Annotated in this window: 21 protein-coding genes and 1 tRNA gene; 8 read left to right on the top strand and 14 right to left on the bottom strand. The window is 47.3% G+C overall.

Annotated features, from left to right (window positions below):
* Positions 1-5: 5 nt before the first annotated feature.
* From SFSGTM_RS03245 to queG, 10 genes are all read right to left on the bottom strand, one after another.
* Positions 6-854 (bottom strand): FkbM family methyltransferase, encoded by an 849-nt coding sequence (locus tag SFSGTM_RS03245; RefSeq protein WP_162083906.1) that lies wholly within the window; start codon positions 852-854, stop codon positions 6-8.
* Between the two features lie 14 nt (positions 855-868).
* Positions 869-2,347 carry a lipopolysaccharide biosynthesis protein gene (locus tag SFSGTM_RS03240; protein WP_198420608.1) on the bottom strand — a complete coding sequence of 493 codons (1,479 nt, stop codon included), beginning with the start codon at positions 2,345-2,347 and terminating at the stop codon, positions 869-871.
* Between the two features lie 27 nt (positions 2,348-2,374).
* Complete coding sequence (gene gmd / locus SFSGTM_RS03235) at positions 2,375-3,457, bottom strand: GDP-mannose 4,6-dehydratase (RefSeq protein WP_162083904.1); 1,083 nt, start codon at positions 3,455-3,457, stop codon at positions 2,375-2,377.
* Positions 3,454-3,789, bottom strand: coding sequence for a MarR family EPS-associated transcriptional regulator (locus SFSGTM_RS03230; RefSeq protein ID WP_162083903.1), 336 nt, complete (start codon positions 3,787-3,789; stop codon positions 3,454-3,456). Before SFSGTM_RS03230 ends, gmd begins: the two co-directional genes overlap by 4 nt.
* A 119-nt stretch (positions 3,790-3,908) precedes the next feature.
* Positions 3,909-5,222 (bottom strand): lipopolysaccharide biosynthesis protein RfbH, encoded by a 1,314-nt coding sequence (gene rfbH / locus SFSGTM_RS03225; protein ID WP_162083902.1) that lies wholly within the window; start codon positions 5,220-5,222, stop codon positions 3,909-3,911.
* Between the two features lie 39 nt (positions 5,223-5,261).
* Positions 5,262-6,338, bottom strand: coding sequence for a CDP-glucose 4,6-dehydratase (gene rfbG / locus SFSGTM_RS03220; protein ID WP_198420607.1), 1,077 nt, complete (start codon positions 6,336-6,338; stop codon positions 5,262-5,264).
* Positions 6,323-7,090 (bottom strand): glucose-1-phosphate cytidylyltransferase, encoded by a 768-nt coding sequence (gene rfbF, locus SFSGTM_RS03215; protein ID WP_162083901.1) that lies wholly within the window; start codon positions 7,088-7,090, stop codon positions 6,323-6,325. Before rfbF ends, rfbG begins: the two co-directional genes overlap by 16 nt.
* 135 nt (positions 7,091-7,225) lie before the next feature.
* Positions 7,226-7,300, bottom strand: a tRNA-Thr gene (locus SFSGTM_RS03210).
* Between the two features lie 45 nt (positions 7,301-7,345).
* The gene (gene murI, locus SFSGTM_RS03205) at positions 7,346-8,152 is read right to left on the bottom strand and encodes a glutamate racemase (protein ID WP_162083900.1); all 807 of its coding nucleotides are present in this window, start codon (positions 8,150-8,152) and stop codon (positions 7,346-7,348) included.
* A gap of 4 nt (positions 8,153-8,156) precedes the next feature.
* Positions 8,157-9,212, bottom strand: a complete 1,056-nt coding sequence (queG, locus tag SFSGTM_RS03200) for a tRNA epoxyqueuosine(34) reductase QueG (RefSeq protein ID WP_174237389.1) — start codon at positions 9,210-9,212, stop codon at positions 8,157-8,159.
* On the opposite strand from queG, the gene tsaE reads away from it, so the two are divergent.
* From tsaE to mutL, 5 genes are all read left to right on the top strand, one after another.
* A complete protein-coding gene (gene tsaE / locus SFSGTM_RS03195) occupies positions 9,201-9,707 on the top strand; it encodes a tRNA (adenosine(37)-N6)-threonylcarbamoyltransferase complex ATPase subunit type 1 TsaE (protein ID WP_232526029.1) in 507 nt (168 codons plus the stop codon). The two genes, queG and tsaE, sit on opposite strands and share 12 nt — an antisense overlap.
* A complete protein-coding gene (locus SFSGTM_RS03190) occupies positions 9,665-11,008 on the top strand; it encodes an N-acetylmuramoyl-L-alanine amidase (RefSeq protein ID WP_232526028.1) in 1,344 nt (447 codons plus the stop codon). Before tsaE ends, SFSGTM_RS03190 begins: the two co-directional genes overlap by 43 nt.
* A gap of 80 nt (positions 11,009-11,088) precedes the next feature.
* Entirely contained in the window at positions 11,089-11,331 is a 243-nt protein-coding gene (locus tag SFSGTM_RS03185; protein WP_162083898.1) for an AbrB/MazE/SpoVT family DNA-binding domain-containing protein, read from the top strand.
* A complete protein-coding gene (locus SFSGTM_RS03180) occupies positions 11,328-11,729 on the top strand; it encodes a type II toxin-antitoxin system VapC family toxin (protein WP_162083897.1) in 402 nt (133 codons plus the stop codon). Before SFSGTM_RS03185 ends, SFSGTM_RS03180 begins: the two co-directional genes overlap by 4 nt.
* On the top strand, positions 11,729-13,513 hold the full coding sequence (mutL, locus tag SFSGTM_RS03175) for a DNA mismatch repair endonuclease MutL (protein ID WP_162083896.1): 1,785 nt from the start codon (positions 11,729-11,731) through the stop codon (positions 13,511-13,513). Before SFSGTM_RS03180 ends, mutL begins: the two co-directional genes overlap by 1 nt.
* Positions 13,514-13,516: 3 nt before the next feature.
* Here the strand turns inward: mutL and SFSGTM_RS03170 are convergent, their stop codons facing one another.
* Both SFSGTM_RS03170 and SFSGTM_RS03165 read right to left on the bottom strand, forming a co-directional pair.
* A complete protein-coding gene (locus SFSGTM_RS03170; protein WP_162083895.1) occupies positions 13,517-14,008 on the bottom strand; it encodes a nuclear transport factor 2 family protein in 492 nt (163 codons plus the stop codon).
* Between the two features lie 54 nt (positions 14,009-14,062).
* A complete protein-coding gene (locus SFSGTM_RS03165) occupies positions 14,063-15,013 on the bottom strand; it encodes a hypothetical protein (protein WP_162083894.1) in 951 nt (316 codons plus the stop codon).
* Positions 15,014-15,265: 252 nt separating this feature from the next.
* On the opposite strand from SFSGTM_RS03165, the gene SFSGTM_RS03160 reads away from it, so the two are divergent.
* From SFSGTM_RS03160 to SFSGTM_RS17080, 3 genes are all read left to right on the top strand, one after another.
* Positions 15,266-16,564, top strand: a complete 1,299-nt coding sequence (locus tag SFSGTM_RS03160; protein WP_162083893.1) for a DEAD/DEAH box helicase — start codon at positions 15,266-15,268, stop codon at positions 16,562-16,564.
* 193 nt (positions 16,565-16,757) lie between these two features.
* Complete coding sequence (locus tag SFSGTM_RS03155; RefSeq protein WP_162083892.1) at positions 16,758-18,596, top strand: polysaccharide biosynthesis protein; 1,839 nt, start codon at positions 16,758-16,760, stop codon at positions 18,594-18,596.
* A 156-nt stretch (positions 18,597-18,752) separates the two neighbouring features.
* Positions 18,753-22,016 (top strand): bifunctional diguanylate cyclase/phosphodiesterase, encoded by a 3,264-nt coding sequence (locus tag SFSGTM_RS17080; RefSeq protein ID WP_162083891.1) that lies wholly within the window; start codon positions 18,753-18,755, stop codon positions 22,014-22,016.
* Between the two features lie 58 nt (positions 22,017-22,074).
* On the opposite strand, the gene ssb is transcribed toward SFSGTM_RS17080, so the two are convergent.
* Both ssb and SFSGTM_RS03140 read right to left on the bottom strand, forming a co-directional pair.
* The gene (gene ssb / locus SFSGTM_RS03145; protein ID WP_162083890.1) at positions 22,075-22,551 is read right to left on the bottom strand and encodes a single-stranded DNA-binding protein; all 477 of its coding nucleotides are present in this window, start codon (positions 22,549-22,551) and stop codon (positions 22,075-22,077) included.
* A complete protein-coding gene (locus tag SFSGTM_RS03140) occupies positions 22,535-23,941 on the bottom strand; it encodes an MFS transporter (RefSeq protein ID WP_232526027.1) in 1,407 nt (468 codons plus the stop codon). Before SFSGTM_RS03140 ends, ssb begins: the two co-directional genes overlap by 17 nt.
* Between the last annotated feature and the right edge of the window lie 62 nt (positions 23,942-24,003).

The following is a 24,003-nucleotide window of genomic DNA, read 5'->3' as shown; positions in this document are numbered from 1 at the left end:
TACTTTCAAATTGTGATAAATTTTTGATCCGCAATAAGTTCAAATTGATCTTCACTAGATTTCCTGAATTTTATAAATTGAGATTGGTTCTCAGCAAACATCAGCCCTTGTACTTCATCTAAAAAAGACTTGTCAAAAAACTTAGGGTCCACAAAAAAACCATTCACCCCATTTCGATCTACTGTCACAAAACGATATCCGTAGTTCGCAAAAAATTTTCGCCACCCTGAAATTGACACCCCATAATATAAGTGAGTTGGATGTGCTTTAGTAAATACGAAGGTGGGTTGATATTCAATAGTTAAACTACGCTCCAATCCATAAACAGAATTGTACTCAACTACAAATATCTTAGGTCTAAACCCTCCATCCAAAATAGCTTTGGCTATATGGTAATCATTTCCATCAATATCAAGTGAAAACACATCAGGATCAAGATGAAATGCCATAGACTTCAATTCCAACACACTTTCTTTCGTCACAAACATGTTGTGGCACTCTGCCCCGATGCTATAACCAACGATAGTTCTTCTCGCCCTTTCAACAAGCTTGGCACTACCTTCGATCAGCATGCCATTATATTTTTCGGCTACGAGTAACCAACCAGTATTGTTCTCAATTCCATCTGCAGCACCAATTTCGATAAAATATCGATTACTACTTAACAGTTTCTTCCGCAGAACATCCAAAATCCCATCTTCACCATTCTGGCTGAATCCGGAAAATTCCCAAGTCGAAGGTTTTTTAAAATCTATATCACGTGCCTGCATCATTGCCGCACCCTTGCTCAATGCAATATTGATTCGCTGGCGATCACGAACATCTAACAAGTAATTAAACAGTCTTGCAAACATACCCCACCCCTTTTCTACCTATAACGAAATTGGTTCCAATAACCAACAAAAATCGAGCGCGAGAATTGTGACGAATAGATGCTTAACAGAGTTGCAACACCCCAAAGAACCAACCCCACCATCAACTTCACATACACTTCAGCTCCTAGCATTGATAAAATAAAGAACCCCAATAGGCCAATTAGCAAGGAAATACCTAGAGGCACGCCAACATCTATCAACAGCCATTCGCGTGCAAAACCTATAAAATATCTTTTATGTGTGATCCATGTTCCCATCAAAACATAAAAAACAAACAACAGAAGCTGCGCCAGCGCCCCGCCAACCGCACCATACATTAATGAAAGAACTGCAGTAAGTGGCACAATGATAACAATTAGAGAAACGTATATTTTTAACATTGATCTAGTCTCACCTTGCGCTAACATCAATGCATATGGCATATGCATCACACCATGCAATGCATAACCAATTAACAGTAGAGATGCCAAAGGGGCTACATCAGCAGCAAGACTACCATTACCCGTCCATAATTGAATTAATTGCTGTGAAAGCAATACCATAACCATTGCCAAAGGAAACAACATAGTGGCAAGTAAATGGCTAGCAGTACGGTATTGCATAAAAAGTTCTTCTAATTTTTCTTGCGCCACCAAAGAGGAAAACTTTGGATAAGCAGTATTAAATATCGGAACAATTAAAATATAGAGGCTATTGGCCACCATTGTGGCCAACATATATTTCCCAAAACTTTCCAATCCTAATGTTTTACTAAGTATCACCTTGTCTAATTGTGTTAAAACAATCCCAGAAAATGAAATAGCACCCACTCCTAAAGAAAATTTCAAGATACGTCTAATATAGTCCGCATCAAAATGGTTAGCTTTCGTATCCCCTATTATTCGCCAAGCAGCCGCACGTATAGTGATTGCATATACAATACCCACGCAAGCCTGCCAAATGAAAAAAGCCTCAATCGTTGGAGATATAAAAGCGAGCACCGCTACCGCGCCCAAACTACCGATTGTCACCATCGCCATATTGATACCACTTGATACAGTCAACCGTTGCGCTCCAATCAGTGCCCCCTGATACAAACCAATTGGCCAGCGGCATGCAACAACCAGCCCTATTAACATCACGGCATGTGAAATAATTTGGGGTGAAAGCTGTTTAGATTGCAGCCAGTATTCTGCAATCCAAGGCGCAAGCGCCAGAATCAATAAAGCAATCACCCCTGCCATACACCAATAAATTATGGCCAAAGTGTGCAGCAGCTTGCCTGCTTCTTTTAAATCACCAGACGCTGAACAGCGCGCAACTTCGCGATTAATGGTTGGTGCCATCCCCATATCCAGAAGTTGGAGCAATGTTTGAGTCGTCACAAAAAAACCTATCAAGCCATAAGCTTCTATTCCGAGATATTTCAGATAAAACGGAACCACCGCCAAACCAATCAGGGCTGACCAAACCGAGTTTGCCAGCCCTGCCATCAGATTCCGCCTCAACCTCACACCAAGTTACTCGTGGTAATTATTTGCATAATATCCGTGCCGCTTCACGAGTTCATCGCGTTCGGCAGCCTTAAGGTCTTCGCGCACCATTTCCTTAACCAACTCATCGAAGGTGATTTTTGGTTGCCAGCCGAGCTTTTCCTTGGCTTTGGAAGGGTCACCAAGGAGCGTTTCAACTTCAGTTGGACGGAAGTAACGAGGGTCGACTGAAACAATACATTTCCCTGATGCGTCATACCCTTTTTCATCCAGGCCTTCTCCATCCCAGTGAACAGTAATACCTAACTCTCTGGCAGCGATATTTACAAAATCACGTACGCTGTATTGCACACCCGTCGCAATGACAAAATCATCCGGCTGTTCCTGTTGCAGCATGAGCCACTGCATTTCAACATAGTCCTTAGCATGCCCCCAATCACGTAGTGCATTAAGATTCCCGAGATAGAGGTGTTCCTGTAAACCAAGCTTGATACGGGCCAAAGCACGCGTAATCTTACGGGTAACGAAGTTTTCCCCACGGATAGGTGATTCGTGATTAAAGAGAATACCGTTACAGGCATACATGCCATACGCTTCCCGATAATTCACGGTAATCCAGTAGGCGTAGAGTTTAGCAACAGCATAAGGACTGCGCGGATAGAATGGCGTAGTTTCTTTTTGCGGGGTTTCTTGCACTAGCCCATAAAGCTCAGAGGTAGAGGCCTGGTAATAACGAGTTTTCTTTTCCAGACCAAGGATACGAATTGCCTCAAGCACACGCAAAGCACCAAGGGCATCAGAGTTCGCTGTATATTCAGGCTCTTCAAAGCTGACTGCGACATGGCTTTGCGCAGCAAGGTTATATATTTCGTCTGGTTGTATCTGTTGAATAAGACGGATCAAATTCGAAGAGTCTGTCAAATCCCCATGATGCAGAAAAAAACGAACTCCATCTTCATGAGGGTCACGATACAAATGATCAATTCGGGAAGTATTAAACAGCGATGCCCGACGCTTCACGCCATGAACTTCATACCCTTTTTCCAACAAAAACTCAGCCAGATAGGCGCCATCCTGCCCGGTCACACCGGTAATAAGTGCTTTTTTCATTTCGATCTCACATTAGATTCAATATCATGCTGCAACTGCTGTATTTCAGCTTTGATTGCTTCGTATTCCGCAAGTTTGTATTTCAAAAACTGCACGGTTATTTTTGCTTTTTCCTCAACCCCGCTGGGCGTGAGTAAATAGATATAGCCTTTTTTATTTTGACTATGGCGAAAGTTATTAGCCTTGACCAGCCCTTTTTCTATCAACGCATTCAGGCAAAAATTCACCTTGCCCAAACTGATACCCAATTCACGTGCTAATTCACGCTGACTGGTTTCAGGCTCAGCCTCTAATTTCCTGAGTATTTTGTAGCGATATTCGTCTGTTAACATTTAGATAAGCAAGTCACAAAATCATGCGTTCACAAGCTGAACATTTAATCATTTATCGACCATAATTTCAAGCTTGGGTAAATAACCTGCCATGAATGATGATTTATTCAACAAGCACTTTAGAAATTCACGCCCAGAAACGCTTCAATTTTCTCGACCACAAAACCCAGCATCTCTTCATCTAATCCCGGATAAACGCCGATCCAGAAGGTGTTACTCATCACCTCATCAGTTCGTTCAAGCTCACCACTGACACGATAAGTGCGACCTTCAAAATACGGCTGGCGTGTCAAATTTCCCGCAAACAACAAACGCGTGCCGATCTTGTTTTGATCCAGGTATTTCAGCAAATCCACACGATTAATACCCGCTGTATCACGAATAGTAATGGGGAAACCAAACCAGGATGGCTCGCTGTCAGGTGTCGCCTCTGGCAGAATCAGAAATTCTTCACAAGATTTCAGACGCTCTTTGAGGAAAGCAAAATTATGTTTACGCGCAGCGATGAATTCAGGCAATCTATCCATTTGTGCCAGACCACAAGCGGCTTGCATGTCGGTAATTTTGAGGTTGTAGCCCAGGTGCGAATAGGTGTATTTATGATCATACCCTGCTGGTAATGACCCAAACTGCCAACCAAAACGCTTGCTGCATGTGTTGTCATGACCAGCTGGGCAATAGCAATCACGCCCCCAGTCGCGGAACGACTCGATAATTTTGCGCAACTCAATATCTTTGGTAAACACCATACCCCCTTCGCCCATGGTGATGTGATGAGCGGGATAGAAACTGCAGGTGGCAATATGACCGAAGGTACCTACATGCTGGCCTTTATAACGCGAACCCAAAGCGTCACAGCAATCTTCTATGACCCAGAGGTTATATTTCTTCGCTACTGCCATTACGGCATCCAAATCGAATGGATTGCCCAATGTATGCGCAATCATGATGGCACGGGTACGATCACTGACTGCAGCCTCAATCTTTTGGGGATCGATGTTGTAAGTGGGGATGTCCACATCTACAAAAACTGGCACCATGCCATTCTGCAACATGGGATTCACTGTGGTTGGGAAACCTGCTGCCACGGTAATCACTTCATCCCCTGGTTTCAAGGCACGATCGCCCAGTTTTGGTGAAGTCAGTGCGGTAAAGGCCAACAAGTTAGCAGACGAACCCGACGTAGTGGTCAGCGCGTAAGGCACGCCCACGAATTCAGCAAAGCGCTTTTCAAAAGCCTCATTAAAACGACCTGTTGTTAGCCAGCCATCCAGCGAAGCTTCAACCATATTCTTCAGCTCACTACCGCCAATAACTTTACCCGCTGGCGGAACGACAGTAGTTCCGGGAGTAAATAGCTGCTCTGCATATTGCAGCGCACTATATTGCTCGACCAACTCAAGTATCTGCTGCCTTAGCGCTTCTTTACTCACATGAACCTCAATTATTCAATCCAAAATCCATTGCATCAGTTAAGCGCAATAAGTGCCGATTTGCTGCAGAGTTACTACACGCATATCCCGCCCCGCCTGATAAGCTCGCTGCCAATCCACAATCGCTTGCAACGCATCTTCCAGTTGCCAACGAGGGTGCCAATTCAGACGCGCTTTCGCCTTTGAACAATCCAGCTTAAGATAATGCGCCTCATGTGGATGCTCACCTTCATCAAGTACCCAGCTTGCACCTTCACCCCAATTCTGGGTAAGTTGCTCGACTATCCATTGCACGGGCTTGGCATCCGTTTCATTCGGACCAAAATTCCAGGCGTCAGCATATGCCACACCAGCTTCATACAATTTTTGCGCCAACACCAAATATCCCGATAGCGGCTCCAGCACATGCTGCCATGGACGTATGGCATGTGGACTACGAATGCGTACTGGCTCACCTTGGGTAATGGCACGTATGATGTCAGGTATCAACCTGTCTTCCGCCCAGTCACCACCTCCGATGACATTACCAGCCCGTGCCGATGCCACTGCTACGCCATGATGCGCATAATCCTGTGGGTTAAAAAATGAATTACGGTAGGCTGATGTCACTAATTCGGCGCAGCCTTTGCTGCTGCTGTATGGATCATAGCCACCCATAGGCTCATTTTCACGATAACCCCATACCCACTCACGGTTTTCATAACATTTATCGCTGGTCACATTGACTATCGCACGGACGCTACCCGTTTGCCGTGCCGCTTCAAATAAATGCACAGTGCCCATCACATTCGTAGCATAGGTTTCAACAGGATTAGCGTAAGAATAGCGCACCAGTGCCTGCGCTGCCATATGAATAACTATCTCAGGCTGGTGTTGTTTGAATACTGCAAGCACGGCGGCGTAATCTCGTATATCGCCCTCTATACTGACCATCCCGTCCGCTACATTCGCAGCCAAAAACAGACTAGGGTGAGTGGGCGGCGCTAACGCAAAACCAACCACTTTTGCACCCATAGACTGCAACCATAAGGACAGCCAGCCACCTTTAAAACCAGTATGTCCAGTCACTAATACGGTTTTACCTGACCAGAACGCTGGCTCTACCATGTTTTCCATGGGGCCTTCCCACTTGCCCACAAGGTTTCCAGATGGTTTTTATCCCGCAGCGTATCCATAGGCTGCCAAAATCCGGTATGAAAATAAGCTGACATTTGCCCTGCGCTGGCAATCTGCTCCATAGGCTCACGTTCCCAGACGGTGCTGTCGTCCACAAGATAATCCAGTACTTTAGGCGACAACACAAAAAAACCACCATTAATCCAGCCGCCATCGCCCTGAGGTTTTTCCTGAAAACTGGTCACGCTGTTTCCTGCAAAATTGATTGCACCAAAGCGCCCCGATGGTTGTGTAGCAGTTAATGTAGCGAGTTTTCCATGCTGCTGATGAAAAGCTATCAACTCAGTAATGTTGACATCACTCACCCCGTCGCCATACGTACAGCAAAAATCCTCATCCCCTATATGCTCGGCCACGCGCTTGATACGCCCACCCGTCATGGTGTTTTCACCAGTATCCACCAACGTCACCCGCCATGGCTCTGCGCTGCGATGATGCACTTCCATTTTGTTATTACGCATATCAAACGTCACATCGGACATATGCAGAAAGTAATTGGCGAAATACTCCTTGATAAGGTAGCCTTTATAACCACAACAAATCACGAAGTCATGAATACCATGCGCCGAATAGCTTTTCATGATGTGCCACAAAATAGGCTTGCCACCAATTTCCACCATAGGCTTAGGACGCGTAGAAGTCTCTTCACTAATCCTCGTACCCAAACCACCTGCAAGTATGATTGCCTTCATAAGCTCACATCTAAAAATGTTAATCGTAATCTGGATAAAACCAAATCTAACAGACATCCGAACATCAGGCGAAAAAAAACCCGCAAACCCTATCTTAACGGGTTTAACGGGATTTTAATATTGCTTAATTCTGACTGGTGCCCGGTGACAGAATCGAACTGTCGACTAAGCGTTACGAGTGCCTTGTTTTACCACTAGAACTAACCGGGCCAGCGCGCGCATTATAGCTGACTCACGCCCCTACATCAACCAAGCCTACCATTTCACCACATGCAAATGGCTCAACGAACGACCCAGGAAACGCTCACCTATGGTCTGGAACTTCACCGGAACGTCGGTGACGTAATATTCGTAGTGCGGCAGTGCATGGCTGGTATTAGCCAAATTGAGTTCAGCAAGCAAGGCCGCGGTTCGGTTGGCCATGGCTTCGGCTGAATCGACCAGTTTTACGCCTTCACCCATGACTTCTTGCAACAGCGGTTTAATCAGCGGGTAGTGAGTGCAACCCAGCACGAGGGTGTCGATATGTTCGGCGATGACAGGCTTGAGGTATTCCTGAGCAGTAAGCCGAGTAACCGGATGATCTAGCCACCCCTCTTCAACCAGCGGTACGAATAATGGACAAGCTTGAGAATAGATGCGCGCATCTTGCGTCAAGTCGTGGATAGCACGTGCGTAGGTGTTGCTGTTAACGGTAGTAGGGGTGCCGATAACGCCGATCTGATGTGTTTTGCTGGCTTGTACCGCCGCCCATGCGCCTGCCTCGATAACATCAAGCACTGGTACTGGCGACATATCCCGCACAGTTTGCGCAGCAACAGCCGCCATAGTGTTACAGGCAATGATGAGTAACTTAACGTTTTTTTCCAGCAAAAACTGGGCGATTTGCGTGGTGTAATGGGCGATGGTTTCCACTGATTTCACACCATACGGAACTCGCGCGGTGTCACCAAAGTACACAATATTTTCAAACGGCAGACGCTCCATCAGCGCACGCACGACGGTTAACCCACCTATACCCGAATCAAATACGCCGATAGCCTGTTTAGAGTCGATTTGCATTTCATTAAACTTGATGTTGCGATAACGCCCATTGTACATGCTCACGCACGATTTCTGAGGGGTGTTCAGCACGAGATTTTAACGCAGTCATAATTTCGGCACTTGCTGGCGCATTCCCCAGCGCCACGGCAATATTGCGCAACCAGCGCTCGTGCCCGATACGCCGAATTGCACTACCTTGCAGGCGCTGATCAAATTCAGCCTCAGTCCATGCCAGCAAAGCCACTAACTGCACACTATCCAAACCGTTGCGCACAGTAAAATCTGCGCTGCTGCTAGTCTGTGCAAAACGATTCCACGGACATATTAGCTGGCAATCATCACAACCGTAAATCCGATTACCCATTAACGGGCGCAGTTCCACAGGTATTGCACCGCTGTGCTCGATAGTAAGGTAGGAAATACACCGCCGTGCATCCAGTTCATACGGCGCAACGATGGCCTGTGTCGGGCAAATATCTATGCACGCCTGGCACACGCCGCAGTGGGCGCTAACTGGCTCATCCACAGGCAAGGGCAAATCAGTGTAGATTTCACCCAGAAAAAACCATGACCCTGCCTCACGGTTAAGCAATAAGGTATGTTTACCACGCCAGCCCAGTCCAGCTTTAGTCGCCAGCGCCACTTCCATCACGGGAGCGGAATCAGTAAATACGCGATAATTAAACTCACCCACCGCTGCCTGTATACGCTCTGCCAACTTTTGCAAATGCGTCCTCATGACTTTGTGATAATCGCGACCTAATGCATATCTTGAAATAAATGCCGCTTGCGGATCATTCATCACTTCCCAACTATCACGCGCATCAGGCGGCAGATAATTCAGCCGCAACGAAATCACTCGCACCGTACCTGGTACCAATTCCGCAGGACGAGTGCGCTTAGTGCCATGTTTTGCCATATAATCCATTTCGCCGTGATAGCCTTGCGCCAGCCAGTTGAGCAGCTCTGTTTCCGCCATGCTCAAATCGCAATCCGTAATGCCCACGCCGTGCAAACCCAGTTCCGCTGCCCAGAATTTAATTTGCTGCGCCAATAATGTGAGTTGATGATGATCCATACTGCGAATGATACCCCGCTCCGCCATTCCTTACACCTCGCCGATGAAGCTGCCACGCTGGCTTTCGGTGCTGCTATCGCCCGCCAGCTCACGCCTGGCCTGGTAATTTACCTTTACGGCAATCTTGGTGTGGGCAAAACCACCCTGAGCCGAGGCATATTACGTGGACTGGGTTTTGACGGAAAAGTTAAGAGCCCGACTTATGCGCTGGTTGAAGTTTATGAACTTTCGAGAATAAATTTATATCACTTTGATTTATATCGTTTCAATGATGCGTTAGAATGGGAGGAAGCGGGATTCAGAGAGTACTTTAATGATACTAGCGTGTGCTTGGTCGAGTGGCCTGAAAAAGCTGCCGAATTACTCCCCGCCCCCGATATAAGTTTGTATTTAACGCCTGATGGTGATGCTCGTAACGCCGAGCTGGTCGCCATTACGCCAGGAGGTCGCACATGTCTCAATCAATTGCTAACCGCATCGCCACCTATGCCATAGCCGCACTGTGCATGGCTCCGCTGTGGGCAACTGCCGCAAATACTATCAACGACGCGCGCTATTGGCCGGCCAATGATTACAGCCGACTAACCTTAGAATCCGCTGCACCTATTAATTACAAAGTATTTTCATTAGAAAACCCGGCACGTTTAGTTATTGATCTGGAAGACGTAACCAGCGCCCAAGCGATTGTTGACCTCACCAATAAAATTGGTACCAATGACCCTTGGATAGCCAAATTACGCGCGGGCTTAAATCGTCCTGGTGTATTTCGCCTGGTGCTAGACCTTCGCGGAGAAGTCAAACCCACCCTGTTCACACTCAAGCCCGTAGGCACTTATGGTAACCGTTTGGTACTGGACGTTTATCCCGCCAAGCCTGGCGCAGCAAAACCAGCGGATACGGATGCTGCTATCACCGCGCCAATTACAGACCCAAAACCAGACATCAAGGCTGATATCAAGCCAGAGCTCAAACCCGACACCAAAATCGCCGAGAACACAGATATCACCAGTGACGACAAAACCCCGAAACCTGTGGACAAATCTGATAAATCCGGCAAAAAACCCAGTTATGTCATCACTCGCCTGGTCACTGTCGCCATTGACGCAGGTCACGGTGGTGAAGATCCAGGTGCCCATGGCGCAAATGGCACTTTGGAAAAAAATGTCACCCTCGCCATAGCCAAACGTGTCAAAGCTAAAATTGATGCGATTGATAATATGCGCGCAGTGCTTACCCGCGACAGCGATTTCTTTATTCCGCTGGCCGAGCGCGTCAATAAAGCACGCCGACTCAATGCCGACCTATTTGTTTCCATCCATGCCGACGCGTTTATCCGCCCAGATGCACGCGGCTCTAGCGTATTTACCCTGTCCGAACACGGCGCCACCAGTGCCGCTGCGCGCTGGCTGGCTAAATCCGAGAACGATGCCGATCTGGTTGGCGGTGTAAATGTGGGCGTAAAAGACAAAAACCTCGCCAAAACGCTGATAGACCTGTCGCAAACTGCTACCAACACTGACAGCCGCCGTTTGGCCAGCTCGGTACTCAACCAGCTGTCAGAAGTTAACCGCCTGCATAAAGGTGAGGTAGAAGAAGCAGGCTTCGCTGTGCTCAAGGCACCCGATATTCCTTCCATACTGGTTGAAACCGCATTTATCTCCAATCCTGAAGAAGAATCCCGCTTGGGAGATGACGCCTATCAGGACAAGCTCGCTAACGCGATTGTTGACGGTATCAAACGTTACTTTGCCAGCAATCCGGCAACGGCCAGGTCAAAAATGGCAATTCGGGACTAATACACAAATGAACTAATAAATGCTTGCTAAAAAACATTCCTTACACTAAAGTAAGGAATGTTTTTTATGGAGCAAGCGCCATGACGACAGCCACTGTCACCTCTAAAGGTCAAATCACCATCCCCATCAACGTGCGTAGCTCACTGGGCTTGAACGCGGGCGATCGAATCGAATTTGTTGAAATGGATGACGGACAATTTGCCATCATACCCGCCACACACCCTGTCACCGCGCTCAAGGGCTTGATACGCAAACCTGTACAATCAGTATCCATAGAACAAATGAATGCAGTCATTGCACAATATGGTGCGAGTACAAAATGATAGGTTTGGATACCAATGTTATCGTGCGTTACATTGTACAAGACGATATAAGGCAATCAGCCCTAGCAACAACATTAATTGAATCGTTATCTCCCGAACAACCAGGCTATATCAGCATCATTACGTTGATAGAATTAGTATGGGTACTACAAGGTGCTTACCAGGCTCCCCGGGAAGACATCATCATCACACTTGACAGCCTGCTCAAGACAAAAGAAATAGTTATCTCTCAAGCGGACATTGTTGCACAAGCATTACGCTTATTCAGCCATACCAAAGCTGACTTTTCTGATTGCCTTATAGAGCGATTAGGGCATGCAGCGCTATGCGAATATACAGTCAGCTTTGATAAAGACGCTATCAAACATACCGGCATGAAACTGTTAGGTACACAATAATGCCCACTATCCACCCGCTCCCTGACATCCTCATCAGCCAGATTGCCGCTGGTGAAGTCGTTGAGCGCCCTGCCGCTGCGCTTAAAGAGTTGCTTGAAAACAGTCTGGATGCGGGGGCAACCGAGATACGCGTAAATCTGGAATTGGGTGGCACACAGTTAATTCGTGTGGCGGATAATGGCGTAGGGATAGAAGAGGCTCAATTGAATCTGGCCCTGGCCCGCCACGCCACCAGCAAAATCAGCAGCCTGGAAGATCTGGAATGCGTTGCCAGTTTAGGTTTTCGAGGCGAAGCCTTGGCAAGTATCGCATCGATTGCGCGAGTGCGTTTAGCCAGCCGCGCCCACGGATCAGAACTGGCGTATCAAATACAGGCCGATGGTGCGTCACCCAGTGAAGTTCAACCCACGGCGCTCACTACAGGCACGACTATCGAAGTGCGGGATTTGTTTTTTAACACGCCTGCACGGCGTAAATTCCTCAAATCAGCCGCAACAGAATACGCCCATTGCAACGATGTTTTTCAGCGCATCGCCCTTGCCCGCCCCGATGTCAGTTTCAGCTTGCATCACAATGATCGTGCCGTGCAACTCTGGCGCGAACAAGATATGGCGGAACGAATTAGTGCGGTACTAGGTGCGGACTTCAATCAAGCTGCGGTAAATGTTGCTGAAACCACGGCTGGTCTTAGCGTGCACGGCATGAGTGCATTACCTGCCTATTCCCGTGCCAGCCGCGATGCGCAATATATGTTTGTGAATGGTCGCTTTGTCCGTGACAAATTACTGGCACACGCGCTCAAACAAGCCTACCACGATATTTTGCACCATGACCGTCATCCTGCTTATTGCCTGTTTTTGACACTAGACCCTGCGCTGGTCGATGTCAACGTCCACCCTGCCAAGACCGAAGTGCGTTTCCGCGACAGTCGTGCTGTGCATCAATTTATTTACCATGCCATCAATAAGTCACTAGCAGGTCGCGCAGGGCAAGCGCCTGCCGCAACAGTACAAATCGGCACAACCAGCGCCGACACCACCCACATCAGCAGCAACACGACGCCCACCTACGCACCATGCCCCAGTTATGCGCCGTCATATCAGGCAGCAATGCCTTTGGGTATAGCGCAACCAGACAATTATTATGAGTTGATGTCGCGTGACACCGCGCCCGCACCACAACCCGCGTTTAACACTGACAACCACCCGTTAGGCTACGCGCTGGGGCAACTCCACGGCATTTATATCCTGGCGCAAAATCAAGCGGGGTTAGTACTCGTTGACATGCACGCCGCGCACGAACGCATCATGTATGAAAAATTCAAAACCGCGCTCGACCTGCAGACCATAGCCAGCCAGCCTTTGTTGATACCGATAGCTGTCAATGTGGATGAACTGGACGTTGCGACCGCCGCTGAACATGCTGATGCGCTGAATATGATGGGCTTCGAAATCGCGCCGCTATCGCCTACCAGCCTCGCTATTCGCGCCATCCCACAACTACTACAGACCGCTGACCCCGCCCAGCTTACACGTGACTTATTACGCGAATTGCGTACATCAGGCGCAAGTAATGCACTTACCGAACAGCGTAATGAACGCCTGAGCACATTGGCATGTCACAGCGCAGTTCGCGCTAATCGGCAATTAAGCATTACTGAAATGAATGCGTTACTGCGTGATATGGAAAAAACCGAGCGAGCCAACCAGTGTAACCACGGTCGGCCAACATGGTTTCAAATCAGTTTGACGGAGTTAGATAAGATGTTTATGCGCGGGAAATAAGCTCTAGTAACGTTTATCCAGCACAGGCTCATTCAATGCAGCGCCCGGAATAACAAAATCAGCACGTCCGGCAGGGCTTGCGTAGCGCACGGCTAATTGCCAGCTTAACGCCAGCTTTTTCCATACATCAACAATATATATATCACCTGCCGATGTGCTGCGTTTATTCAAAAAACTGACCACAGCCACGTTATCATAATCATGCACAGCCATTTGCTCAGGAATCAATGGTGCAGACGGAACCGTCTGTAATTGATGCAGCCAGGCCGCACGTGGCACAGGATTACCGGGCATGGCGCCCACCCGCATTTCAAAATTCGGCGCGAGTAATTTATTTATAACTTCTACATTGTTATGTTGCGCAGCAACATCTAACTCCGCTTCTAATGTGTTAAACACCATGACCAATCGCGTTACCGATACTACATTGTCAGCCGCATAACTCGTTGAGCCTAAGCTAAGTCCCAGCCAAAACAATACAGTCAATATTTTCATACCGCACCTCCGCTAAGTAACTATCGGGCGCACACTACACCCGATAGCCCTCACTCAATGTGACAAAGTACACAAACCGCCAGATGCATTTAACCAGTTCTGCTGTATCAGGTAATCACGGGTACCTAACTTCATATTCGCCATCGAACCATTGCTGGTGGTATAAGTGCTGCCAAATTTCCACGCACACTTATCCGCATTCTCCTTACCTGTGCTGTCATACCATGCATTCAGATCCGGATCCGTCACCGCTTCTTCCAGTTCATGTGACATCACACTCGCCATGCCATCTGCACCTGCATTACCGTTAGGGCTGGTTGTTTGTGCCGCACAAGAACTTGGACATTGATCAGGATTACCAACGAAAGCATATTTAATATCTTGTCCGCTGATAGTTCCATGGGTATGCCAGCCACAATATGACGTACAGAAACCTGAAGTTTCAGTCACATCCGCTGAAGTCAGCACAAAATACACTGCGTTGGCATCTACTGGCAGCGAGCCATTGGCTATCGCACCACTCACGATGGCTGAAACATCTGTATCAGCTAATACTTTGCCATGCGAGTAATTGTCCGTTGCAGTCTTTTTCAGCAATGTAGCATTAGTCACAGCGACGTTACTCGCGTTATAATAAGTTGTGTTGATATTGAAATAAGGCGAACCACTTAAACCACCTATCAAATCAGGCAAGATACTGGATGCCGTATTGCCAGCCCAATTACCATACCAGATAAAATAAACATTGGTCGTGCCCAGCATCACTGGGCCACCATGATAGTTTATTCCGTTTGCCCCAGTAGTTTTCCGTCCTGTACTAACCGCATACCCTTGACCGGCAGGCGCTTTAACCGCCCAGCCCTTACCCGTAGGCATGTTGTCATTTTCCCAAGGCTGATGTGTAATTTGTTGTGCCACGCCGCGAATCAGCTCTGCATGGGCTGCTGGCAAAGCCAGCAAATTCAATGCGACTGCACCCATAACCATATTCAATTTATAACTCATATCCCCTCCCTCATTATTTAAAACCCCCGTTATTGCCAAGACAAAAGCTGACAACAGTGAGAGAGTAATTCATACGCAATTTACCGTCAACAACATGACAGGTATCCCCCTGTTAATCTGTTATAATGTGCACTCTTGATTAGCCTGCTCCAGTCCTAGCGCTAACAATTCTGGTTTATTCTCTCCATCTGCCTGCCCTAGACTGGCGTTACGCTTAAAGTAACGACAGGCCGATCTGTTTTCAGGAAATTTATGTCATTTGCTACCCTAGGCTTGTCCGAAGCCATCGTTCGCGCGGTTACTGAGCGCGGTTATACCGAACCTACCCCTATCCAGGCTCAAGCCATTCCCGTCGTTATGACAGGGGGTGATTTGCTTGGTGGCGCACAAACTGGTACGGGTAAAACCGCAGGTTTCGTGTTGCCAATTTTGCATCGTTTATCCACGATACCCGCCAAATCTGATCGCGCACCAATACGCGCTTTGATTTTAACGCCTACGCGCGAACTCGCCGCACAAGTAGAAGAAAGCGTACGTGAGTATGGCAAGTATCTGCCACTTAAATCAATGATGATGTTTGGCGGTGTCAATATCAACCCACAAATCCAGAAACTGCGCGGACGCGTAGACATACTGGTTGCTACTCCTGGCCGTTTACTTGACCATGCGCAACAGCGCACCGTAGATTTATCACAAGTTGAAATTCTTGTGCTCGACGAAGCTGACCGCATGCTGGACATGGGCTTTATCCGCGACATCAAAAAAATCATGGCGCTTATTCCTAAACAGCGCCAAACCTTGTTGTTCTCAGCGACCTTCTCCGATGAAATCAAAGCGTTAGCCGATAGTTTACTTATCAAGCCAACCACAATAGAAGTCGCACGCCGCAATGCTACCAACACGCTGATTTCACAAAAAGCCTACGCTGTTGACCGTGAACGCAAACGTGAATTGCTCACCCTGCTGATTAAAGACAACAACTGGTTTCAAGTGCTGGTATTTACCCGCACCAAACATGCTGCGAATCGTCTGGCTGAAAATCTGGATAAAGACGGCATTCCTGCCATGGCGATACACGGCAACAAGAGCCAGGCTGCTCGTACTCGTGCACTCAAGACATTCAAAGATGGCACATTACAAGTACTGGTCGCCACCGACATCGCTGCACGCGGTATCGACATCAGCGAATTGCCGCACGTCGTCAACTTTGAACTGCCTAACGTCGCTGAAGATTACGTTCACCGCATCGGCCGTACTGGTCGTGCAGGTAGCGAAGGTGAAGCCACTTCATTGGTCTGCGTTGATGAATTAAAGTTATTAACCGCAATCGAACGCCTGACCAAAACCCAAATCATCGCTGAAGTATTTCCTGGCTTTGAAGTAGACCCACGCATCAAAGCGGAGCCGATATTAAATGGCAGCCAACGTAGTGGCGGTGGTGGAGGTGGTCAAAATCGCCGCCCAGCCTCTGGCAACGGTCCTCGCCCAGCAGCTAAACCTGCAGCTCGTGCACCTAGCAGCCCACATCGCAGTGGTGGGCGCGGAAAATAATTACATTTTCTGCGTTTAACGCACTAGTATTTTCCAGCTTCAGACAAAACACGAAAGTTTAAGGCACTAATCGCCCGCTAAATTTTCGTGTTTTTTATTTCAAGTAAACAGCTAAATTTGATCCAGCGCCACAAACACCGCACCTGCAAACTATCAGGGTATAATCTGTGCAGTTTAATTATCCAAGCTGAATATGGTCTCTCGCTTTAACACTCGCATCCTGCTCGCATTCCTCCACGACTTAACTGCTGCTGGACTAGCTTGGCTGGTTGCATACTGGTTGCGATTCAACCTGAGCATTCCTGCCGAATATTGGCCTAGCGCACTGAGCACATTGGCCTGGGTCATGCCGTTGCAAGCGTTGGCGTTCTGGCGCTTTGGGCTTTATCGTGGCATATGGCGATTTGCCAGTTTGCCTGATTTGCGGCGGATTTTGTTCGCTGTGGGCGTGGCCGCTTTGTTGATTCCATTGGCTTTGTTCATGTTTCAAATCAAAGCTATTGTGCCGCGTTCAGTGCTGGTGCTTGATCCCATATTGTTACTCCTCATCATGGGTGGCAGCCGTCTGACTTACCGGGCCTGGAAGGAACACCGCTTTGGCGCACTGGCGACTGAGCGTGAGCCTGTTATTATTCTCGGCGCGGGTGGTGCAGCGGCATCACTGGTACGTGAACTGGCGCAGAGTCGTGAATGGCGTGTCGTAGGTTTACTTGACGACATGCCAACCAAGCAAGGACGAGATTTATATGGTGTACCTGTACTCGGCAAGCTGGATAGCCTAGCGCGTCATGCGGAAAAATTAAATGTGCAACATGCCGTGATTGCAATGCCGTCCACCAGCCACAGCGTGCGCCGCCATGCTGCGCAAATTTGTGCTGATGCGGGTATTGCAGCCCTTACCGTGCCAGCATTTGATGACCTCGCCAGCGGCAAGGTCACCGTATCAGCGTTACGCAAAATTGAGCTGGATGACTTACTCGGACGTGATCCTGTGCAACTGGACGATGCAGGTTTACAACAGCTTATCCACAATCAGGTCGTGATGGTAAGCGGCGCAGGCGGCTCTATCGGCTCTGAGCTATGCCGCCAGATTGCACGCTTCCAGCCTAAGTTACTTATTCTGTTTGAAATGAGCGAATTCGCGCTGTACAAGATCGAACAGGAATTTAACACTGAGTTTCCCGATGTTCATATTCTATGCGCGATAGGCGATGTCAAACACGCGGCAGTTATTGATAGTTTACTCAGCCAGCATCAGCCTAGCGTAATTTTCCACGCCGCAGCCTATAAGCACGTGCCACTGATGGAACAAAGCAATGCCTGGCAAGCTATGCGTAACAACGTGCTTGGTACTTATATGCTGGCGCACGCCGCACAACGCCATGGTGTAGCCAAGTTTGTACTCATTTCTACCGATAAAGCGGTCAACCCGACAAATGTCATGGGCGCATCCAAACGACTGGCTGAAATGGTTTGCCAAAGTCTGCACGCCGCACCCACGGACACGTCACGTACGCGCTTTGTGGCAGTGCGTTTTGGCAATGTGCTGGGAAGCTCAGGCAGTGTTATTCCAAAATTCCAGGAACAAATCGCTCATGGTGGACCGATTACCGTCACCCATCCAGACATCACTCGTTATTTTATGTCCATCCCTGAAGCTTGCCAGTTAGTGTTGCAAGCGGGACTAATGGGTGACGGTGGTGAAATATTTGTGCTGGATATGGGAGAACCCGTCAAAATCGCCGACCTCGCCCGCGATATGATTAAACTGTCTGGCTTTAGCGAAAACGACATCAAAATCGTTTATTCTGGTCTGCGCCCGGGTGAAAAGCTTTATGAAGAATTATTAGCAGATGACGAACACACACTCACTACGCCCCATCCTAAACTGCGCATTGCGCAAGCGCGGACTGTAGAAGATGCATGGCTGTCACAAGCGCTCATTTGGTTGACGCAAGAGCACATCGTCAGCGAAGCTGAAGTCAAACAGATGCTAAAAAAATGGGTACCAGAGTACACTACGCAGACATAACATATAGGCTAATAACCGATATCGTTACTACTTAACAAGCATCCATAACCCACCTAATTATCAGGCCTTATCAGCAAACAGTCAGCTTAAATTGACGCCCTAACTTAATCACTGTCTAATACTATAACCTTATTCTACTGATTGGTATTGAAGGTTATGAAGCCTACCCATAATGGCCGTCGTTTTTCAGCCTATTTATGGCTCACATTAGCCATTTATATCGCACTGATAATTGCTTTCGCCGTCTACGTACGTGCCGAAAAAGCCATTGATACGGCCAATGATTTACGCTTGCAATCTTATCTACTCGCTGATGAACTACGTCAATCATCAGATGACTTAACCCGTATGGCACGTGCTTATACAGCCACCGGCAATCCCATCTACAAACAGCATTACCAGGAAATACTCGACATCCGTAATGGCAAGCATCCACGTCCTGAAGATTATGAAAATATCTATTGGGATTTAGTGCAGCTTGATGATCAGCGCCCGCGCCCATCCAGCAATCAAACAATTAGCCTGCTGGATTTAATGCGGCAGGCGCATTTTACTAATGCTGAATTTGCCAAGTTAGCCCTTGCCAAAGCCAACTCAGATGCACTGACCCATACCGAATTTGCCGCCTTTCAGCGAGTAGAAAACGATGTAGCACAACCTGTGTCAGGTATACATACAGATGCACTGGCGATGCTGCACTCACAAGCATATTATCAAGACAAAGCTGCCATCATGCAGCCTATCAGTCAGTTTCAACAAATGGTGGAGTTACGCACCAATGCTAGCGTTGAAGCCGCCAAGCAATTAGCAACCCAGTTACGTTGGATATTTATAATACTAGGTGCGGCACTATTCTTTGCACTCTGGCGTATTTATCGCAATATGCGGCGTATGCTTGGTGGCTCATTGCATGAGATATACCAACAGGTAGAAAACCTTGCTCAAGGTAAATTCTACCCTTTTATTTCCATACCATCTGGCATGAACAACAGCGTGCTCGGCTGGCTGGCCGCAACTCAAACCAAGCTCAATGAAATCGATACCGCCAGAAACCTTGCTCAGGCACAAATGCTACGCATGACCAGCCTGTATGCAGCATTAAGTCAGTGCAACCAGGCCATAGTGCGTAGCAAAAACCAAACTGAATTATTTGCCAAAGTTTGTGAAGCCAGCGTTACTTATGGTGGCATGAAAATGGCCTGGATAGGCTGGTTAGACACCGCCACCCAACAAATAATACCTGTCAGTCAATATGGTGAAGGCACAGATTATATCGATCACCTCCATATTGTTCCTAACAGTCAAGATACCAGCGCTCACGGCCCAACCACCATCGCTATCCGCAATGATCAAGCATATTATTGTCAAGATTTCATCACTGATCCCACTACAGCACCTTGGCATGAATTAGGCAAACAGTACGGCTGGGGTTCTTCCGCCACACTACCAATACATCAAAATAATCAGGTAGTCGGCGCCTTTAATATGTATAGCAGCCGTATCCATGCCTTTGACGCTGCAGCACAAAGGTTACTGGAAGAAATGGTCGCCGATATTGATTTTGCCCTGGCTAATTTCGAGCGACGGACTCAACAGCAACACGACCAGCTAATGACTGATCAACGTGTTTTTATGCTGGAGCTGATTACCAGCGACAAATCGCTAGACGAAATTTTAACGACGATTACCCATAGAGTAGAAAGCCTGAAACCAGACGTAATGTGCAGCATATTATTGCTGGATGCAGAAAAACAAACCTTGCACGTTGCATCAGCACCTAGCTTGCCTGATTTTTTTAATGCAGCGATTGACGGTGAACCCATCGGTGAGAATGCAGGTTCTTGTGGTAATACGGCATATACAAAGCAGCGCACTATTGTTGAAGATATTGCCCACCACCCCTACTGGAAAAATTATCGAGCTATAGCCCAACAAGCAAAATTAGCGGCGTGCTGGTCAGAACCCATCATTGGCAGTCAACAAAAAGTATTAGGCACTTTTGCACTCTATCAACACACTGCTACAGCACCTAACAGGAATGACATCCAACTCATAGAGATGCTTGCACATTTCATTGCTATCGCTATTGAACGTAAACGGGACGAGATTAATATCCATAATCTGGCTCACTTTGACCCATTGACCGACTTACCCAACCGCCTGTTGCTTGAAGATCGCGCGCGTCAATCTATCAGTGTTGCTCAACGTGCTGGCAGCAATCTTGCCGTGCTGTTCTTAGACCTGGATCACTTCAAAAACATCAACGATAACCTTGGTCATCGCATAGGTGATGAATTACTTATCCAACTTGCTCAACGCCTAAAAACATTGCTACGTGATGAAGATACTGTATCCCGTCTGGGTGGAGATGAGTTTATTTTTGTGTTACCTGACACTCATCCTGATGCCGCTGCACACGTGGCTGAAAAACTGCTTGCCGCCACTGCCCGCCCATACCAAATTCAAGGACATGAACTTATCCTCACCGCCTCGGTAGGTATTGCAATTTATCCACAGAATGGCGACGATTTTGATACGTTGATTAAACATGCAGATGTGGCTATGTACCGCGCCAAAAACTCAGGACGTAACAGTTATCGCTATTACACTGAAGAAATGCAGGCCAAATCTGCACGCATACTCATACTGGAAAATGCACTACGTCGAGCCCTAGACCAGCAGCAATTTGTGCTCAATTATCAACCACAAATCAGCACTGATACAGGCAAACTCGTAGGTGCAGAGACATTGTTACGCTGGCACCATCCTGAACTTGGATTAATCTCACCCGCAGAATTCATTCCGATCGCTGAAGACAGCGGACAAATCTACCAAATTGGCGCATGGGTATTACGCACCGCTATCCAGCAGCTCAAATCCTGGATAGAGGCTGGATTACCGCCCATGATAATTGCAGTCAATTTATCCGCTGTACAATTCCGTCATACAGGATTGCCTGATCTGGTGACATCACTCCTCAATGAAATTGATCTGCCCGCGCAATATCTGGAATTGGAACTCACAGAAAGTGTAGCCATGGACGAGCCACTAGAAGCCATCGCAATCATGGACAACTTGCATAATCGTGGCGTACGCATGTCAATAGATGACTTTGGAACGGGCTATTCATCCCTGAATTATCTAAAAAAATTCAAAGTATACAAACTCAAAATTGATCAGTCTTTTATCCGTGACATCAATACTGATCCAGAAGATAAAGCCATCGTTACAGCCATTATCAGCATGGCACACAGCTTAGGATTTCAAACGATAGCTGAAGGCGTGGAGACCGCAGAACAACTTGATTTTCTCCGCATACAAGGTTGCGATGAAATACAAGGCTATCACTACAGCAAGCCGCTTAATACAGAACAATTTTCAGCATTCGTGCGTGACTGGCAACCACTTAAGGATAAATAAAAGGCCCGCTAATGCGGGCCTTTATTAATTATTTTCTACTTTTTTTAGAATGTACTGATTAAAATGGAATATCATCATCCATGTCTTCAAAGCTAGGACTGCTGGATTTAGCAGGTGCACTATTCTGTGCAGGTGCACTAGCGCGTTGAGCTGGACGGCTTTCTGTATAGCCACCGTCATCCATACTGGCCGAACCGCCACCACTACGCCCACCCAGCATCTGCATTTTGTCAGCGATAATTTCAGTAGTATATTGATCGTGACCTTCTTTGTTTGTCCACTTGCGTGTTTTCAGGCTACCTTCAAAATAAACCTGTGAACCTTTTTTCAAATATTGCCCAGCAATTTCAGCTAGCTTGCCAAATATAGCAACGCGATGCCACTCAGTACGTTCCTGTTTTTCACCATTTTTATCTTTCCAGTTATCAGTCGTCGCCAACGTCAAATTAACCATAGCATCGCCGCTAGGCATGTAACGAATTTCTGGATCTTTACCGATGTTGCCTACTAAAATTACTTTATTTACTGACGCCATTTTTGCTCTCCTCTATCAATTTGGTCGCACTTGCTTCATCCCAACCCCGTTGGGCTACTTTCATAATTGCAATACTCTCTTGAGCAATCACTGTGGATTCATGCACACCTTGAATTTCACGTAATTTTTGATTAAGAATATCAGCCTGATGTGGAGTTAACACGCCCAATCGGAACATACGTGTTTTAACTGCGGGTGGCGTACGCATCCCAACTGCAGCAATCAACCATAACACCATTAAGCCGGCACTGAACATGAATACAGCAGCATAACCATAATGTTGCGATAACCATCCACCTACCACACCACCGACAAACAAACCTATCGACTGCGAGGTATTATAAACGCCTATCGCCGTTCCCTTGGAACCTACAGGTGCAATTTTTGAAATAAGTGAGGGTAAAGTTGCTTCCAGCACATTAAAAGCAATGAAATACGCCAGCAAGGCGCCGACGATGCCCCAGAAATGTTGCATACTGGCTGCCATACCAAGTTGCGCCATAAGCATGAGTGCAACAGCGGCAACAAAAACCTGTTTTAATTTTGCCTTCTTCTCTCCGTAGATAATAGCGGGAACCATAACGATAAAAGCTACCAACACTACAGGCAAATATACTTCCCAGTGATGATTGATATCCAGATTTCCAGTGCTGCGCAGCGCGAAAGGAATAACCACAAACATTGCCATTTGTGCGGCATGCAGCGCAAAGATGCCGAAATTCAATCGCAATAATTGGGTATTACGTAACACCTCACGCAATTTACCTGGACTAGCCTCAGCATCAAGATGGAATTGGCTATGAGCAGGGTCAGGGATATACCATTTAACAACGGCTATAGCAGTAAGTGATAACACAGCAGTAAGCAGAAAAATACCATGCATCCCGATATACTGATAAAGCGCGGGGCCAAGCACCAGAGATACGGCAAAAGTCACGCCTATGGTACCGCCTATCATCGCCATAGCATGGGTACGATGCTCCTCGCGCGTAGAATCCGCCAGTAATGCGGTAACCGCGGCTGAGATTGCACCAGCACCCTGAATAATACGACCGATAATTATCGTTTCTATGGTGGTTGCGTTGGCAGCAACAAAGCTTCCTATAGCAAACAGTATCAAACCAATATAAATTACACGCTTACGCCCGAAATGGTCTGATGCCATGCCGAATGGTAGTTGCAGCATTGCTTGAGTCAGTCCGTATGCACCTAGCGCCAACCCAACCATAGTGTGGTCACTACCACCCGGCAGGTGTTCGGCATAAAGTGCGAACACGGGCAAGATCAAAAACATACCCAACATACGCAGGCCAAATATACTCGCCAAACCAACGCTGGCACGGACTTCGCTGGCATTCATTTTGTCGATATCGACATCTGTTTTATTCATTGCTTGGGAACATGAGTAAAAAAAGGTATATTAACAGGTTAGCCCTTTCTAGAGTATGACAG

This window comes from Sulfuriferula nivalis (genome assembly GCF_009937995.1).
In the GTDB taxonomy this organism is placed as follows: Bacteria; Pseudomonadota; Gammaproteobacteria; order Burkholderiales; family Sulfuriferulaceae; genus Sulfuriferula; species Sulfuriferula nivalis.
Note: the sequence above shows the minus strand (reverse complement) of the source record. Positions and strands in the feature narration are given on the sequence as shown.

Bases quoted from the DNA above. Each gene is read 5' to 3' on its own strand.
- gmd (WP_162083904.1), bottom strand. From the start codon at position 3,457: ATGAAAAAAGCACTTATTACCGGTGTGACCGGGCAGGATGGCGCCTAT.
- SFSGTM_RS03245 (WP_162083906.1), bottom strand. From the start codon at position 854: ATGTTTGCAAGACTGTTTAATTACTTGTTAGATGTTCGTGATCGCCAG.
- SFSGTM_RS03170 (WP_162083895.1), bottom strand. From the start codon at position 14,008: ATGAAAATATTGACTGTATTGTTTTGGCTGGGACTTAGCTTAGGCTCA.
- SFSGTM_RS03155 (WP_162083892.1), top strand. From the start codon at position 16,758: ATGGTCTCTCGCTTTAACACTCGCATCCTGCTCGCATTCCTCCACGAC.
- murI (WP_162083900.1), bottom strand. From the start codon at position 8,152: ATGCAAATCGACTCTAAACAGGCTATCGGCGTATTTGATTCGGGTATA.
- SFSGTM_RS03230 (WP_162083903.1), bottom strand. From the start codon at position 3,789: ATGTTAACAGACGAATATCGCTACAAAATACTCAGGAAATTAGAGGCT.
- SFSGTM_RS03185 (WP_162083898.1), top strand. From the start codon at position 11,089: ATGACGACAGCCACTGTCACCTCTAAAGGTCAAATCACCATCCCCATC.
- SFSGTM_RS03140 (WP_232526027.1), bottom strand. From the start codon at position 23,941: ATGAATAAAACAGATGTCGATATCGACAAAATGAATGCCAGCGAAGTC.
- SFSGTM_RS03190 (WP_232526028.1), top strand. From the start codon at position 9,665: ATGTCTCAATCAATTGCTAACCGCATCGCCACCTATGCCATAGCCGCA.
- queG (WP_174237389.1), bottom strand. From the start codon at position 9,212: ATGGATCATCATCAACTCACATTATTGGCGCAGCAAATTAAATTCTGG.
- SFSGTM_RS17080 (WP_162083891.1), top strand. From the start codon at position 18,753: ATGAAGCCTACCCATAATGGCCGTCGTTTTTCAGCCTATTTATGGCTC.
- rfbG (WP_198420607.1), bottom strand. From the start codon at position 6,338: ATGGAAAACATGGTAGAGCCAGCGTTCTGGTCAGGTAAAACCGTATTA.
- ssb (WP_162083890.1), bottom strand. From the start codon at position 22,551: ATGGCGTCAGTAAATAAAGTAATTTTAGTAGGCAACATCGGTAAAGAT.
- SFSGTM_RS03180 (WP_162083897.1), top strand. From the start codon at position 11,328: ATGATAGGTTTGGATACCAATGTTATCGTGCGTTACATTGTACAAGAC.
- rfbF (WP_162083901.1), bottom strand. From the start codon at position 7,090: ATGAAGGCAATCATACTTGCAGGTGGTTTGGGTACGAGGATTAGTGAA.
- tsaE (WP_232526029.1), top strand. From the start codon at position 9,201: ATGATGATCCATACTGCGAATGATACCCCGCTCCGCCATTCCTTACAC.
- SFSGTM_RS03160 (WP_162083893.1), top strand. From the start codon at position 15,266: ATGTCATTTGCTACCCTAGGCTTGTCCGAAGCCATCGTTCGCGCGGTT.
- SFSGTM_RS03165 (WP_162083894.1), bottom strand. From the start codon at position 15,013: ATGAGTTATAAATTGAATATGGTTATGGGTGCAGTCGCATTGAATTTG.
- mutL (WP_162083896.1), top strand. From the start codon at position 11,729: ATGCCCACTATCCACCCGCTCCCTGACATCCTCATCAGCCAGATTGCC.
- SFSGTM_RS03240 (WP_198420608.1), bottom strand. From the start codon at position 2,347: ATGGCAGGGCTGGCAAACTCGGTTTGGTCAGCCCTGATTGGTTTGGCG.